Genomic DNA, 14,900 nt, shown 5'->3' with positions numbered 1-14,900 from the left:
GTCGGACATCAATTGCGGCAGCGCTGGTCGACCAGCATTGCGGATGGCTATGCGCTTGGCCGCAACGGATTCCGAAGGCAAACCGGCATTGACGCAACCAATACGCGCCCGCAGCATTGGCGACTCGGGAGCGGCCCATCCCAACCGCCAAGCGACCCCCATTCGGAGGCGATAACGCTCCCCACCCCAGCACCGCACAGGACCGCGCAACGCCGCGCCGAGCCGATCGGATCCTCCCCCCATGACCGACACGCTTCGACCGCCCACCACTCCCCCGACGGTGACGGCCGGTACCGCCGAGGCCCCGCGGAAGCTAGCGCGCTCGCTCGGCGTCGTGGGCGGCACGCTGCTCACGCTCTCCTGCGTGACCCCCGCCTCCTCGCTCTTCGTCCTGGTGCCCGGACTGCTCAACTCGCTCGGCACCGCGACCGCGATGACCATCGGGATCGGCGCGGTCATCTGCGTGGCCGTCGCGTTCGCCTACTCGGAGCTGGGCACCCTGATCCCCAGCGCGGGCGGTGAGTACGCGATGGTCGGCACCCTGGCCGGGCGGTTCGCCGGCTGGCTGTCGTTCATTCAGTCGCTGATCGTGGTGATGATCGTCCCGTCCGTCATCGCCGTCGGCACCGCCGCCTACCTGGCACCGGTCGTGCACGTCAGCGGCCCCGTCGCGGGTGCTGCGGTGATGCTCGCCTCGACCGTTGCCGGCCTGCTCGACCTGCGCGCCAACGCCTGGATCACCGGCATCTTCCTGGTGCTCGAAGTGATCGCGGCCGGCGTGGTCTCCGTCCTCGGCTTCGCCCACCAGCAGCGCGGCTTCTCCAGCCTGTTCCACGGCGTCGTGGCCGACGGCCAGGGCCACACCAGCGGCGTCGGCCTTTCGGCCGTCATGGGCGCGATGGGCGTGGCGCTGTTCGTCACCCAGGGCTTCTCCACCGCCATCTACCTCTCGGAGGAGCTGGAGAACCCGCGCCGCAACGTGGCCCGCACGGTGCTGTGGACGCTCGGCCTGTCCTGCGTGGTCATCATGCTCCCGGTGATCGCCATCACCCTGGGCGCCCCGGACCTGGCCACCCTGACCGGCGGCGACCTGTCCGGAATGGTGGCCGGCTGGAGCGACTCCGCGCTCGGCACCTTCATCAGCCTGTGCATCGCGCTGGCCATCATCAACGCCGGCATCGTGATGGTCATCCAGAACTCCCGGGTGCTGTTCGCCTCCGGTCGCGACCGGGCCTGGCCGGAGCCGGTCAACAAGGCCTTCGGCACCCTGAACCGGTTCGGCGCCCCCTGGGTCGCCACCCTGGCGGTCGGCGTCCCCGGCGCGGTCTTCTGCTTCGTGCCGAACACCCTGCTGAGCAGCATCACCGGCGTCGCGGTCGCCGCCCTCTACCTGCTGGTCGCGGTCGGTGCGCTGCTCTCCCGGCGCGGTGCGCACAAGGACGTGCCGGCCTGGCGCCAGCCGCTCTGGCCGGTGCTGCCGGTCCTGCTGATCGTGGCGCTCGGCTACGTCATCACCCAGCAGGACCACACGGCGCTGATGTGGACCGGCATCATCACCGCGGTGGCCTCGCTCTACTGGGTGTTCTACCTGCGCCCGCGGCAGGAGACCCGCTGGGTGATCACGCTGCCCGAGGACGAGCAGGTCTGAGCCCTGCCACCGCGAAGCGGCCCGGACACCCTGCTGGGGGGTGTCCGGGCCGCTTCGTCGTGTCATCGGCCGGGGCCGGGGACCTCAGCGGTCCGCGCGCCGGCGGCGGCCCAGGTCGCGCAGCACCACCGAGCCGCCGAACAGCAGCGCGACGGCCAGGACGGCGGTGCCGAGCACGTAGGTGGCGGTGCGGCGGTCCCGGTCGGCCTGGGTCTCGCCGAGCCCGAGCGGCTGCGGCCGGATCGGGGCGCTGTCCAGCTTCACGGCCGGGTCGGGGCTCGCGGCGTCGGTCGGCGGCGCGCTGTCGGTGACCGCCCTCACCGGGTCGACCACGCCCCAGCCGATGTACTTGTCGGGGCCGCGCTCGGTGCGCTGTGCGGTCTGCTCGATCCGCGCCCGGATCTGTGCGGGCGTCCAGTCCGGGTGGTTCCCGACCAGCAGCGCGGCGACCCCGGAGACGTAGGGCGCGGCGAAGCTGGTGCCGTTGTCCACGCACTGGCCGCCACCGGGCACGGTGGAGAGCATGTCGACGCCGGGCGCGGCCACCTTGACGAAGTCGCCGTACTGGGAGAACGGCGCCCGCTCGTTGTTGCGGTCGGAGGCGCCGACCGCGAGCACCGTCGGATAGGCCGCCGGATAGGTCGGCGCCTCCTGGCCGTCGTTGCCGGACGCCGCGACCACCACCGCCCCGGCCCGCTCGGCCTTGTCGATCGCCGCCTTGAGCCGGTCGCTGCCGCCGAAGTCCGGCCCGTTGACGCCCCGGACGTCCTGCGAGATGTTGATGACCTTGGCGCCCTTGTCGACCGCCTCGCCGATCGCCTGGGCCAGGGACGGCACGTCGCCGTCGCCCGCGTCGTCGTTCTGTCGGATCGACAGGATCCTGGCGCCGGGCGCCAGGCCGACGAAGCCGACCTTGTCCCTGTGGCTCGCGGCGATGATCCCGGCCACCTTGGTGCCGTGGCCCACCGTGTCGGTCAGGGAGTCGCCCGGGACCTTCTGCGGCGGGTTCTGGCTCTTGTCCATCAGGTAACTGGTGCCGTTGAGCACCTTGCCGTCGCCCGACAACTGCGGATTCCTGGGGTCGACCCCGGTGTCTATCACCGCGACCGTCACGCCGCCGCCGTCGTGCACGGCACCGCCCGCGTCCTTGCCCCAGAGCTGGTCGAGCAGCACCCGCTGCAGCGCCCACGGCTCGGCCGCCACGTCCGGCGCGGGGAACGTGCAGTTGCCCGCCGCGGAGATGCTCAACGAGGTCCAGCCCGCACCGGACGGATCAGCCGCTGCCGCCGGGGTGGACCCCAGCAGTGCGAGCACCGCCGCGATCGCCGCCGACCGTCCGAGTCCTAGCCTCACCACGACTCCAACTCCCCTTGCGCTGCGGCGGAGCGCCGCACCTGCTGAACTGCTGACCCGACCCGACACCGACGGAGCGGAGCGGGCGCCCGATCCGGACGCCCGCTCCGTTGCCTCGACGCCCCCGTGGCGAGAGCCGCGATCAGCCGGCCCAGACGTTGGTGTTGGTCTGCTCGGTCTGGGTGTAGCTCTGGTGCGCGTTGTCCAGCGCGGTGGCGATCTGGTTCAGCGTGGTGTGCAGGTCGGTCGCCTTGGCGTCCCAGGTGGCCTGACGCTGCTGGTAGCCCTGCTGCGCCGCGCCCGTCCAGGAGTTGGCGACGCGCTGCACGGCCGTCTTGAGGTCGTCCAGCTGGCCCTGGATGGTGTTGGCGGCGGCCCGGACCTGCGCGCCGGCGTCCTGGATGGTGCCGAATGTGACCTTGATGGACCCGTCGGACATGGTGAACTCCTTACCGAGAAGAGGTGAGCCGGGCGGCTCTGCTCAGCGCCGCCCCGAACGTGCGGTGCCGCGTCGATCCGGAACGGATCAGGCGCCGGTCACACCCGAGATCGAGCTGCGCTGGTCCTCTTCGGTCTGCGCGTAGCCCTTGGCGGTGGCGTCGATCGCGTCGCGGATCTGGTTCAGCACGTCGTTCAGCTGCTTGGCGTCGTCGTTCCACTTCGTCTGAAGGTTGTGGTACGCCGTCGCCGCCTGGCCGGACCAACCACCCGCCACCTGGTCGATCAGCGAGTTGAGCTTGGCGATCTCACCCTGGATCTGCCCGTTGACCTCGGTGATGCGGCCCGAAAGCGTCCGCATCTCCTCAGCGGTCACTGTGAACTGACCAGCCATGTTCCACCGTCCCCCATGAGACATACCTGCTTCGGGCCACTCGGTAACTCAGCCCACCCGAAGGACATCACGGTGTGACGTCTGCGAGCACTGTAGCCTCCGGGGCCGACAGCCCCAACACCGGATAAGCGTTGGTTACCGAGTTATGACGTGCTCCCACCACCAACCGCCGCGGCCGGATCAGGAGTTCTGCTCCTGAGTGGCCGTCATCGTGTTCAACGCGGGGCCGGCCGGGAGCAGGTCGGACCAGGCCTTGGGCACCGGCACCGGCACGTCGTCCTTGTAACCCAGGCGGGCCTGCGCCTCGTTGACCTGCGGCTGGGTCTGCTGACCGCCCGCCGACGGGCTCGGGCTGGGGTTGGCGCCGCCACTCGGAGTGCCCTCGCTGTTCGCCGGTACGGAGTAGCGCAGACCGGTTTCGGTGACCAGGAAGTCGGAGCCGGAGCCCTGGGCACCGTTGTCCATCGCCCGGTAGAACAGACCGTGGCCGGGGCTGACATGGGCGGTCGCCGACCCCGTGGTGACCGGCGCCGGGAAGTCGGTGCCCGCCCAGACGCTGCGCTGCGGGTTGCCGTCCGGGTCGTAGCCGCCCTCGAAGGTGGAGCAGACCACCGGCCGCGCGGTGCTCGGGTCACCGCCGTTGACCTGCCCCGGCGGCACCTTGGTCGGCCAGTCGTCCTGCAGCCCCAGCACGCCGCCGGTCTGCGGCTGCCCGCCCAGCGAGCTGTTCTCGGCCGGGGTGATCTGCGCGAAGTCCGGGGCGACACCCGCCTTGTAGGCGCCGGCGGTGAGCGGGTTCATCTTGGCCAGCTGGGCGGCGAACGGGGTCAGCGGCAGCAACTGGTCCTTGCCCACCACGTACTGGGCGTCCGCGCTGTAGACCAGCTTGCCGACGTAGCGCAGACTCGGGTCGGAGAGCGGGACGTTGGAGGGCACCAGGTGGTCCCTGACCAGGCCGGGCACGGTCGGGAAGGCGATCGGGTGGCCCTGGCCCAGCGTCGCCAGCCACTCGGCGCTGACGTGCTCGGGCTTGGCCTGGTTGCCGAAGATCGCGATCTGCAGCGCCTTCACGTCGTCGCCCGGCCCGCCGAGCTTGTGCCCGATGCCCTTGGCGTCGACCAGGAACTCCGGTCCCTCCGAACCGTCCTGCTGCCGCGGGCCCTGGACCAGCATCGCCTGGGTGCCCGACAGCTCCCGGTCCTTGCGGGCCAGGGTGGCCGCGTCCGCGTCGGCGGCCACGAAGACGCCCTGGTTGGGGTGGTCGTCGTCGGCGCCGGGGCGGTCGCACACCGACCACTTCTTCGCCTTGCCGGCGTCCGTCGCACTGGGCAGCTTGTCCGGGGCGAACGGGATGCCGATGGTCGCGCCGTGCGACTTGTAGTGGTCCAGCACCGAGTCGGCGACGAACACCACCTTGGAATCGGCAGGCAGCACCAGCTTCGCCGAGGCCATGTTGACCACCGGGTGCAGGGTCTTGGTGCCGTCCGGGTTCTGCAGCACCACGTAACGGGTCGTCGAGTCCTTGCCGACGATCACGTTCTTGCCGCTGTCCCAGTCCAGTGGCGCGCTGGGCTTGATCATGCCCCAGAGTCCGAAGCCGGCCATCACCAGCGCGCCGACCACCATCGAGGGCACCACTGCCCGGATCGGACGCGGCGCGTCCTCGTCGCTTCCGCCGTTGCCCGGCTGCAGGAACGCGCCCACCATGCGCTTGCGCGCGAACGTGTAGGCGTTGAGCTCGTCCCGCCGTGATGCCATCTGCTCCGTCTCCCCTGTTCGAGCGTCCAGCCCGCCATTCTGCCGCCCGGCGGCTCCGGCCGACGGCCCAACCCTCTACGATGCGGCAGACGGTGAGTACCGTACGGGTACGGTTCCGTACGCTGCCAACCGGACCGTGACAGCGAATCAGAGAGGGTCACGCGGGGGATGCCGAGCAAGACCGCTCCAGGGCGACGCAGGACGGCACGGGGCCGGGCCAAGCCGTCCGCCGACACCGCGCCGGTGCCGCAGCAGCGGCCGGCCAAGGGCAGGGCCGACCGGTCCGCGGACTCCGGCCCGGCGCCGGTCGCGGTGAAGCTGCACCCCGAGCCGGGACTGCTCGGCCGACGGCTACGGTTGCAGCAACTGGTGCTGATCGAGGTCGCGGTGGCGCTGGTGGCCATCGGCTTGACGGTCAACCACGCCACCGCCATCGCCATGGCGGTGCCCGCCGTGGTGCTGCTGGTCTTCGCCCTGGTGCCGCTGCACGGACGCGCCCTGGGTGAGGCACTGCGGATCCGCTCGCTCCAGCGCGCCCGCCGCAAGGACGCCCCCACCAATGTGCCGCCCGGCACCGACCCGGCGCTGGCCCCGGTGCTGGAGCTCGACCCGGCGCTGCACACCACCACCCACGCCACCGAGGCGGACCTCGGCGGCGGCCGGCCGGTGCGTCGCGAGACCGGCATCGTCAGCGACGGCACCTTCCTGACCTCCGTGCTGCTGGTGCAGGCCAAGGACCAGCCGCTGCGTCCGACGCGGAACGCACTGCCGCTGCCGCTCGACGTGGTGTGCTCGGCGCTGACGGTGGACGACATCGCCCTGGAGTCGGTGCAGCTGGTGCAGCACACCCAGCCCGCCCCGGCTCCGCACCTCCCCGAGCAGGCGCTGGCCACCCGCGCCTACCAGGAGCTGCCGGAGGGCGCCAACACGCCCGCGCTGCGGCTCACTTGGGTCGCCCTCAAGCTCGACCCGGAGCGCGCGGCCACCGCCGTGCTGGCCCGCGGCGGCGGCGAGGAGGGCGCCCGCAAGGCACTGCAGCGGGTCACCGACCAGCTGGCCGGGCGGCTCAACGGTGCCGGGTTCAGCGCCACCGTGCTGGACGAGCGGGAGCTGATCTCCGCGCTCTCCATCGCCACCTGCGCCAACCCGCTGGCCACCACCGGCCGGCAGGGCTCCGGCAGCGGCGACCAGGTGGCCCGCCGCACCCAGGAGAGCCGGCGGTTCTGGCGGGTCGACGACCGCTTCCACACCACCTACTGGATCTCCCGCTGGCCGCAGCTCGGCCGCCCCGGCGGCCCGGGCCGGATCTCCTCGCCCGACCTGGTCAACCTGGTCACCAGCATCCCGGCGCTGGCCAGTGCGTTCAGCCTCACCGCCCGGCCGGGCACCGGCGGTTCGGTCGCGCTCAGCGGGCACGTCCGGGTGGTCGCGCGCAGCGAGCAGGACGTCGCCAAGTTCGGGCGGATGCTGGAGCAGCGCGCCCAGAGCGCGGGTCTGGGCCTGTCCCGGCTGGACCAGGAGCAGGTGCCCGGCCTGCTCGCCACGCTGCCGCTTGGGGGAACTTCCTGATGGCCTACCAGACGTATCCGACCACGCCGCCCGTCCAGGAGCGCGGCAAGGTCACCACCCGGATCCGAGCCGGTTTCGGCCTGCGCGGCCCGCGCCGCGAACTGCACGTGCTGGCGTCCGCGGACCTGTCCGCGCTCTCCTTCCCGGTCGGCGACGACGGTGTGCTGATCGGCGAGGACTACCCCGAGCAGCGGCCCTCGGTGCTCGGCCTGTTCCGGCCCACCGCCTATGACGTGGTGTTGGTCGGCGGGGTGTGGACGGCACAGGTCCTGGCGCTGCGGGCCGCCGCGACCGGCGCCCGGGTGGCGGTGGAGACCGCTCGGCCGCAGCTGTGGGCGCCGCTGGCGCAGGCGGCGGGCGGCGGGCAGCCGTGCGTGACCGTGCACCAGATCGGACGCCTCGGTGCGCAGGGCGCGTCGGTGTCGGCTCCGGTGCTGGTGGTGCGCGACCTGGGGCCGAAGCCGCCGCGCAGCCGGCTCTCCGCCACCCCTTGGCAGTCCACCCTGACGCTGCTGCCGTTCCTCGGGCCGAACGCCGCCCGGGTGCTCAACTCCGCCGATCTGGTGGGGGTGCAGCGGGTCTCCCCGCCGGAGGCCGAGCTGATCGGCCGTCTGCTGACGGTGAGCGGCGAGGACGTCGCCGCGCTGCCCACCCTGGGCGACGAGTACACCCTGTGGGCCACCCGGATCCGCCGCCAGTACGTGCGCCTCGACCCGGCGCAGGCGGAGCAGCAGCTGCTCGGCCCGGCCCGCCGGGTCGACTGAGCAACCGTGATCGGACCGGGAGCGTCATCCACTCCACCATGAGCAACTACCAACCGCCGCGAGCCGCACCCCGACCGTCCCGGTTCGGTCCCGTCAACTGGCGGGTGGTCCGGGTGTCCGTCCCGATCACCCTGCTGTCGGTCGGGCTGATCACGGCGGTGAGCTGGTCGTCGGTCACGAAGGAGTTCGATCCGCCGCCGACCGTGCACACCCTGAGCTCGCCGAACACGGTCACGATGCACGGCCGGCCGCTCAAGCTGCTCCTGCCCACCGCCGCGAACCGCCCGCGCAGCGACGCCGAGAGCGCGCAGAGCGGCCGCGAGAAGCAGTTCGTCGGCCTGGTCCGGGTCAAGCTCTCCTACAGCCCGGACGGCACCCTGGGCACCAACCCCGACTACCAGGTCTTCTCCGCCTACGGAAAGATCGACGACCCGGCCCACCGGATGCAGTTGGCGATCGACGACCTCCAGCCGGCCGGGATCCAGCAGATCACGCCGCTGCACAGCTACTCGGCCGGACCGGCCGGTTCCGGCGACGTCCCGATCAAGTGCGGCGGAATGCAGCTCAACGACGGCACGCTCAAGTTCGGCTGGTGCACCTGGGCCAACCGCAGCACCATGGGCACCGTCCAACTGGCCAACTACCGCAGCGGCGGCCCGAACGAGGACGACCTGGCCGGTCTCGCCAACGACACCCTGGCTCTGCGGGCCCAGCTGTACGCGAAACCCTGACCAGGCGTCGGGCGACCTGATCCGGCCGCCGCACGGTCAGATGGGAGCAAACACACGGTCAACCTGGCAGGGTTCAGGTTCTAGTCTTGTGCCTACGGCACCGCGAAGAGCGGCGGCGAACACGAGGGAGCCAAGGTGAGCAGCGATCGGGACGGCGTCTACGTCGGCGACAACCCGGCGGAGGACGACGACGACTGGTCGGACGCGCCCGACTACACCCCGCCCTCCTGGTACACGCAGGGCGAGGCGGCGGCCCCGTCCACCGTGACGCCCTCGGCGACGCCCACCGCCACCCCGCCCGCACCGGCACCGGCACCCGCGCCGGCCGCGCCTGCCACGCCGGAGCCGACCCCCGCCGATGTGGCCGTGCCGGTCGATCCGGCACCGCCCGCGGCACCGGTGGCGGACACCCCGCCGCCCGCCGCGCCGTCGCCCGGCGGCCCGCAGCCGCGCCCGGTCGACGCCCCGCCGACGGCACCGCAGGACCAGACGCCCGGATGGCCGGGTGCCGCGGGGGCACCGGCCGCACCCGAGGCGACGTCGTTCTGGGTGGCCCCGCCGCAGTCACCCACCGGTCCGGGTCAGCCGGGTCAGCCGGGTCAGCCGGGACAGCCGGGACAGCCCGACAGTGCCTACCCGCCCAGCGCCTATCCGCCACACCTGCAGCAGTACCCGGGTGCTCCGCAGTCCGGCCTGCCGCTCCCGCAACCGCCGGTCGCCGACAGCCTCCCCACTCCGCCGAGCGCTCCTTCGGCAGGTCCCTACCAGGGCCAGGCCCAGCCGCCCGGCCCGTGGCAGGCCCAGCCCCACCAGGCCCAGCCCGGCCCGGCCCAGCCCCACCAGGCCGGGCCCGGTCCCGCACACCCCCACCAGGCCCAGCCCGGCCCGGCCCAACCCCCGGCCCCGCAGCCGCCCGTGGACCCGCGCCAGGCCGGCGGCTGGCCGCAGCCGGGCCCCGCCTACCCCGCCGGCCCGCAGGCGCCGCAGCCGCTCCCGCAGCAGCCCGTCCCCGGCCAGCAGCCGTACCCGAGCCAGCAGCAGGCCGTGCCGCAGGCCCCCGCCGCGTTCCAGCAGCCCAACCAGCAGCAGCCGGTGGCCCAGGGCGCGCCGCTCGGCTTCACCGCCGCCGTCGAGCTCAACTCGGACCGCCTGCTGCGCAGCCAGCCCAAGCAGCAGCGCCAGACGCCGCGGCTGAAGTTCGGCGGCAAGGCGGCGGCCGCGGAGCGCGAGCGCCGGCTCGGGATCATCCGGACGCCGGTGCTCAGCTGCTACCGGATCGCGGTGATCAGCCTCAAGGGGGGCGTCGGCAAGACCACGACCACCACCGCCCTGGGCGCGACCCTGGCCAGCGAGCGCCAGGACAAGGTGATCGCGATCGACGCCAACCCGGACGCCGGCACCCTGGGCCGCCGCATCAAGCGGCAGACCGGTGCCACCATCCGCGACCTGGTGACGGCCATCCCGCACCTGCACAGCTACATGGACATCCGCCAGTACACCTCGCAGGACATGAACTCCGGCCTGGAGATCATCGCCAACGACGTGGACCCGGCGGTCTCCACCACGTTCAACGACTCGGACTACCGGGCGGTGATCGACGTGCTGGGCCGCCAGTACCCGATCATCCTGACCGACTCCGGCACCGGCCTGCTGTACAGCGCGATGCGCGGGGTGCTGGACCTGGCCGATCAGCTGATCATCGTGGCCACTCCCAGCGTGGACGGTGCCAGCAGCGCCAGCACCACGCTGGACTGGCTCTCCGCGCACGGCTACGCGGATCTGGTGCAGCGCAGCATCACGGTGGTCTCCGGGGTCCGCGAGACCAGCAAGATGATCCGGATCGAGGACATCGTGGCGCACTTCCAGACCCGCTGCCGCGGCGTCGTGGTGGTGCCGTTCGACGAGAGCCTGGCGGCCGGCGCCGAGGTCAACCTGGACATGATGCGGCCCAAGGTCCGCGAGGCGTACTTCGATCTGGCCACCCTGGTCGGCGAGGACATCGTCCGGGCCCAGCAGGCGCAGCAGGCCGCCTGGCAGCAGCAGGCGGCCGGCGGTCCGCAGCAGGGCGGTCCGCAGCAGTGGGGCCGGCACCCGGCCGCGCCCGGCGGGCCGTGGCCGGCCGCTCCGCAGCCGGGCGGTTACGGCTACCCGCAGCAGGGGGCGCCGCAGACCGGCCAGCCGTGGGCCCAGCAGCCGCCCCAGGGTGGCTACGGCTACCCGCCGCCGCCGCAGCAGTGAGCGGAACCAGCGGGGCCCGCGTCCGGTTCGAACCGGACGCGGGCCCTCGCCATGCACCGACGTGCCGTCAGGCGGTCAGCTCCCGGGCCTGCTTCACGTCGTCGGCCATCCGGTCGAGGAGCGCCTCGATGGTGTCGAACTTCTCCATCCCGCGCAGGTAGGCCAGGAACTCCACCGCCACCTGCTGCCCGTAGAGGTCCAGGCCGACCCGGTCGATCGCATAGGCCTCGACGGTGCGGACGGTACCGTCGAACGTCGGGTTGGTGCCGACCGAGATGGCGGCCGGCATGCGCTCGCCGAGCGCGGTGAGCCAGCCCGCGTAGACCCCGTCGGCCGGGATCGCGCTGTGCGGCACGGTGTCCACGTTGGCGGTCGGGTAACCCAGGTCGCGGCCGCGCTGCGCGCCGCGCACCACCAGCCCCTCGACCCGGTGCGGCCGGCCGAGCACCTCGGCGGCGCCGGTCATGTCGCCCTCGGCGATCAGGCGACGCACCAGGGTGGACGAGAACGGCTCGCCGCCGCCCGCCGTGCCGCGCACCTTGAGGTCGAGCACCTCCACCTCGAAGTCGGCCGCCCGACCCAGCTCCGCGAGCAGCTCGACGTTGCCGGCCGCCCGGTGTCCGAAGCGGAAGTTGGGACCCTCGATCACCAGCTTGGCGTGCAGCGCGTCCACCAGCACCCGCTGCACGAACTCCTGCGGCGACTCCTGGGAGAGCGCCGCGGTGAACGGCAGCACCAGTACCGCGTCGGCGCCGCGCGCCGCGATCAGCTCGGCCCGGAACGGCTGCGGGGCCAGCAGCGGCGGATGGCTGCCGGGGCGGACCACCTCGCTGGGGTGCGGGTCGAAGGTGACCACCACGGCCTTGGCGCCCAGTTCACGGGCCCGGGCGACCGCCCGGTCGATGATCAGCTGGTGCCCGAGGTGCACACCGTCGAAGGAACCGATGGTGACGACGCTACGTCCCCAGTCGCCGGGAATCTCCTCCAGGCCACGCCAGCGCTGCACCCTGACCGCTCCTCTACCAGACCGCCCCGCTCGCTTGGGGGCTCGCACGCTCCGACTCGAACCCCTATAGCGTGCCATGCGCCCGCAGCCGGCCCGGCACCGGAACGCCTCCTGAGCCGAGCGGCAGGGCCACGACCGGGGCGCGCTCGGCCTCGGCGGCCGCGTACTGCGGATCCCGGCCGCGGGCCGGCAGGGCCCGCATCCGCCGCAGGCGCGGCCCGCCGGCCGGCGGGCGGGCGTCGAGCGGCCATTCGGCGAGCAGCCGGGCGAACCCGGCGCTGTGGCCCGCGCAGCGCACCAGCAGTGCGTCGAGCCCGGCCGCGCCGCCGTCCTCCCGGGGCCACAGGTCGGCGATCCGGCGCACCACCGCCCGGCTGCGTTCCGGCTGCTCCCGGTCCGCGTGCTGCGCCACCCGCCGCAGCAGCGGGCCGAGCACCGCAGGGTCGCGTTCGCTGGCCAGCAGCCGGTCCAGGAACGCCCGGCGCAGCGGCTGGCCGGCCGCGGGCTGCGCCAGCACCAGGGCGAACGCCCGGCGCACCGCCGGTGGCCGCAGGCCCGGGGCGGCACCGAGCAGCGCGGTCAGGTCGCCGGGCCCGGCGCACTGCCGGGTCAGCCGGCGGCTGAGGTATTCGGCAACCGGCTCGGCCCACTCGGGGTGCCCGTGCAGCAGCCGCCCGGCCAGCCGGGTCGCCGGGTCGGGCAGCGCGCTCGCCGCGTTGGCGCCGCCCAGCAGCGGCGCCGCCTCGGCGAGCACCCGCAGCACCGGGCCCGGCACGCCGTCGGGCCGGGCGAGCCGGGCCTCGAAGGCGGTCAGCACGGCGGCCGGGTGGCTGGCCAGCGCCAGGCCGAGCACCTCGGGGGTGACGAACGGGTCGTCGGCCGCGTAGGCGGCCAGGGCCGCCATCAGGTGGGCGGACCGGGTGAGCGGATCGCGGACCAGCAAGGCCAGTGCCGCGCCGTGCAGTTGGGGCTCGCCCTCGCGGGCCAGCAGGGTGAGTGCGGTGAACCGCAGCAGCTCCCGCCCGGTCCGGCCGGCGTACGGCGCGGTGCGCAACCCGTGCACGGCGGCCGCCACATGGCGTTCCGGGCGCGGGTCGTGGCTCCAGCGGTCCACCGCGCGGCAGAGTGCCGAGGGCTCCTCGACGGCGAGCACGGTCAGCAGCGCGTCCGCCCGCGGATGTGCCGCCGCCACCAGCGCCTCCGTCAACTCGTCGATGGCGAGCGCCCGGTGGGCGTACAGCAGGTCCTGCACCAGGTCGGCGACGGTGACGCCGGGGCGGGCCGGTAGGCCGCGGCCGTCGGCCAGCCAGCGGCACAGGTGCGGCAGCGCGGCCGGGCCGTCGGCGCGCAGCCGGGCGGCGGCCTGCTGGAGGTGGGCCTGTTCGGGGCCGTCGGCCCGGACCAGGACGCCCAGCAGCTCCCAGCGGAGCGGATCGGGCAGCGCCAGGCCCGCCCAGAAATCGGGGCCGAACCCGGTCAGGGCGCTGTGCGGGCCGTCGGCGGCGAGCCGTTCGGCCAGCGCGGTGAGCAGGGCGCGGTGGGCGGTCGGCGCCGGGCTGCCGGCCAGCGCGGCGCGCAGCAGCCGGGTCGCCCACCAGCGCGCCTCGGGCCCGGCGGCGGGATCGGTGACGGCCCGCCAGAGGCGGCGTAGCCAGGGCTCCAGGGCCGCCGCGCCGCCCCGGTCGCCGACCGCTCCCAGGGCCGCCGCCACCACGCCGATCCGGTGGTGCGGCAGGCCGGGGCGCGGTGGCGCGGCGAGCAGCCGGCCGAGGGCGGCGTCCAGGTCGAGCTGCCGGCCCTGCAGCCAGTCGGAGACCGTCTCGTGGGCCGGCCGGTAGCCGTCGCCGGCGGGCACCAGCAGCCGCTCGGCGAGCACCGCCCGGGCCCAGCCGCCGCCGACCGGGAAGAGCTCCGCGAAGTCGGCCCGGCTGAGGGCGCCCTGGCCGGGGCCGAGCATCCGGCGGGCCGCCGTGTGCAGCCGCCCGGCGACCGCGGCGGCCAGTCGGCGCACCAGGCCGGGGGTCACCGCAGCGGTGGCCGGGGCGGGCGCGCCCTTGCGGTGCGAGGCGGGGCGGGCCGTCTCCTCGGCGATCCGCTGGGCGGCGCGCAGGCACCGCAGGTCGACCCAGCCGCTCACCAACTCGGCCTGGTCGCACGGCTGCTGGGTGATACCGGCGGCGCGCAGGTCGCCGGCCAGCCGCAGCCGCAGCGGGTCTGCCGCAGCGGTCGGCACCGGCACCCCGTAGCGGCGGGCGGCCCGGTCCAGCGCCTCGCCGTGCAGCGGGCCGAGGCGGTGCAGCCGGACCGGGCCGACGCCGGGGGGCGGCTCCCAGCTCTCCGGTCGGCAGGCCACCAGCAGCCGCACGCCCAGCCCCGTCAGCTCGGGCAGGGCGGCGGCCCACCAGGCGGGGTCCAGCACCGCCGGCGCCTCCTCCGGGCCGTCCAGCAGCACCAGCAGCGGGCGTCCTGCGGCGGCGCAGACGGCCGCCACGGCGGGCGGCGGCACCGCGTCACCGAGCGCCCGCCGCACGGCGGGCAGCAGGGTGGCGTCGCCGGGGCGCAGGTCGGCGCCGCGCAGCCAGAGGGTGGGCAGCGGGCGGGCGCCGCCGGTCCGGCGCACCACCAGGGCGGCCAGTTCGGTGCTGCGGCCGCTGCCCGGTTCGCCCACCAGCACGGTCAGGGCGGTGCCCGGTTCCTCGCCGGCCAGCCCGTCGGGGCGGTCGACCCGGTCCGCGGCCAGCTCGGCGATCCGGCCCGGGCCGGCGGCCGCACCGGCCAGTTGGCGGGCGGTCAGCCGCAACACGGCACCCAGGTCGAGGGCTGAGCCGGTCCCTGCCGGCTGTCGGCCATCCGTCATCGCGCTGCCTCCCCGCACGTGCTCACGGCGGGGAGCCTGCCCGGCGCGGGGCGCGGGCCATCCTGCCCGCGCCCTTCACCACGCCCGTTCACACCCCGCGCTCGTCCGTTCGAGTGAGGCGAGGTGAGGTGACGTCAGGGCGGG

The 14,900-nt window shown here is 74.2% G+C and carries 11 protein-coding genes; 5 read left to right on the top strand and 6 right to left on the bottom strand.

The genetic code is table 11. From position 1 onward, the window contains the following. Positions 1 to 241 precede the first annotated feature (241 nt). Positions 242 to 1,648: an APC family permease gene (locus LN042_RS30790; protein WP_230054710.1), complete on the top strand. Its 1,407-nt coding sequence runs from the start codon at positions 242 to 244 to the stop codon at positions 1,646 to 1,648. An 84-nt stretch (positions 1,649 to 1,732) separates the two neighbouring features. Here the strand turns inward: LN042_RS30790 and mycP are convergent, their stop codons facing one another. The 4 genes from mycP to eccB all read right to left on the bottom strand — a co-directional run bounded on the left by mycP (position 1,733) and on the right by eccB (position 5,591). Further along, positions 1,733 to 3,001 carry a type VII secretion-associated serine protease mycosin gene (gene mycP / locus LN042_RS30785; protein WP_230054709.1) on the bottom strand — a complete coding sequence of 423 codons (1,269 nt, stop codon included), beginning with the start codon at positions 2,999 to 3,001 and terminating at the stop codon, positions 1,733 to 1,735. 142 nt (positions 3,002 to 3,143) lie between these two features. Next, a complete protein-coding gene (locus LN042_RS30780; RefSeq protein ID WP_230054708.1) occupies positions 3,144 to 3,440 on the bottom strand; it encodes a WXG100 family type VII secretion target in 297 nt (98 codons plus the stop codon). Positions 3,441 to 3,527: 87 nt separating this feature from the next. After that, positions 3,528 to 3,833, bottom strand: coding sequence for a WXG100 family type VII secretion target (locus tag LN042_RS30775; protein ID WP_283843964.1), 306 nt, complete (start codon positions 3,831 to 3,833; stop codon positions 3,528 to 3,530). Between the two features lie 180 nt (positions 3,834 to 4,013). Beyond that, entirely contained in the window at positions 4,014 to 5,591 is a 1,578-nt protein-coding gene (gene eccB, locus LN042_RS30770; protein ID WP_230054706.1) for a type VII secretion protein EccB, read from the bottom strand. Positions 5,592 to 5,759: 168 nt separating this feature from the next. On the opposite strand from eccB, the gene eccE reads away from it, so the two are divergent. The 4 genes from eccE (at position 5,760) to LN042_RS30750 (ending at position 10,893) form a co-directional block, all read left to right on the top strand. Continuing rightward, positions 5,760 to 7,160, top strand: coding sequence for a type VII secretion protein EccE (gene eccE / locus LN042_RS30765; RefSeq protein ID WP_230054705.1), 1,401 nt, complete (start codon positions 5,760 to 5,762; stop codon positions 7,158 to 7,160). Next, positions 7,160 to 7,924, top strand: coding sequence for a hypothetical protein (locus LN042_RS30760; RefSeq protein WP_230054704.1), 765 nt, complete (start codon positions 7,160 to 7,162; stop codon positions 7,922 to 7,924). The genes eccE and LN042_RS30760 overlap by 1 nt, the downstream gene beginning before the upstream one ends. Before the next feature lie 38 nt (positions 7,925 to 7,962). Beyond that, complete coding sequence (locus tag LN042_RS30755) at positions 7,963 to 8,655, top strand: hypothetical protein (RefSeq protein WP_230054703.1); 693 nt, start codon at positions 7,963 to 7,965, stop codon at positions 8,653 to 8,655. Between the two features lie 135 nt (positions 8,656 to 8,790). Continuing rightward, positions 8,791 to 10,893 carry a MinD/ParA family ATP-binding protein gene (locus LN042_RS30750; RefSeq protein WP_230054702.1) on the top strand — a complete coding sequence of 701 codons (2,103 nt, stop codon included), beginning with the start codon at positions 8,791 to 8,793 and terminating at the stop codon, positions 10,891 to 10,893. 67 nt (positions 10,894 to 10,960) lie between these two features. Here the strand turns inward: LN042_RS30750 and LN042_RS30745 are convergent, their stop codons facing one another. Beyond that, the gene (locus LN042_RS30745) at positions 10,961 to 11,899 is read right to left on the bottom strand and encodes a bifunctional riboflavin kinase/FAD synthetase (protein WP_230054701.1); all 939 of its coding nucleotides are present in this window, start codon (positions 11,897 to 11,899) and stop codon (positions 10,961 to 10,963) included. A 64-nt stretch (positions 11,900 to 11,963) separates the two neighbouring features. Continuing rightward, positions 11,964 to 14,756, bottom strand: coding sequence for a serine protease (locus LN042_RS30740; RefSeq protein WP_230054700.1), 2,793 nt, complete (start codon positions 14,754 to 14,756; stop codon positions 11,964 to 11,966). Between the last annotated feature and the right edge of the window lie 144 nt (positions 14,757 to 14,900).

The sequence above is a fragment of the Kitasatospora humi genome, from assembly GCF_020907985.1.
GTDB classification, from domain to species: domain Bacteria; phylum Actinomycetota; class Actinomycetes; order Streptomycetales; family Streptomycetaceae; genus Kitasatospora; species Kitasatospora humi.
Note: the sequence above shows the minus strand (reverse complement) of the source record. Positions and strands in the feature narration are given on the sequence as shown.

What these genes read in the sequence shown, in the direction of transcription:
- eccE (WP_230054705.1), top strand. Translation starts at nt 5,760, where the DNA reads ATGCCGAGCAAGACCGCTCCAGGGCGACGCAGGACGGCACGGGGCCGG.
- LN042_RS30790 (WP_230054710.1), top strand. Translation starts at nt 242, where the DNA reads ATGACCGACACGCTTCGACCGCCCACCACTCCCCCGACGGTGACGGCC.
- LN042_RS30760 (WP_230054704.1), top strand. Translation starts at nt 7,160, where the DNA reads ATGGCCTACCAGACGTATCCGACCACGCCGCCCGTCCAGGAGCGCGGC.
- LN042_RS30780 (WP_230054708.1), bottom strand. Translation starts at nt 3,440, where the DNA reads ATGTCCGACGGGTCCATCAAGGTCACATTCGGCACCATCCAGGACGCC.
- LN042_RS30740 (WP_230054700.1), bottom strand. Translation starts at nt 14,756, where the DNA reads ATGACGGATGGCCGACAGCCGGCAGGGACCGGCTCAGCCCTCGACCTG.
- LN042_RS30775 (WP_283843964.1), bottom strand. Translation starts at nt 3,833, where the DNA reads ATGGCTGGTCAGTTCACAGTGACCGCTGAGGAGATGCGGACGCTTTCG.
- LN042_RS30755 (WP_230054703.1), top strand. Translation starts at nt 7,963, where the DNA reads ATGAGCAACTACCAACCGCCGCGAGCCGCACCCCGACCGTCCCGGTTC.
- eccB (WP_230054706.1), bottom strand. Translation starts at nt 5,591, where the DNA reads ATGGCATCACGGCGGGACGAGCTCAACGCCTACACGTTCGCGCGCAAG.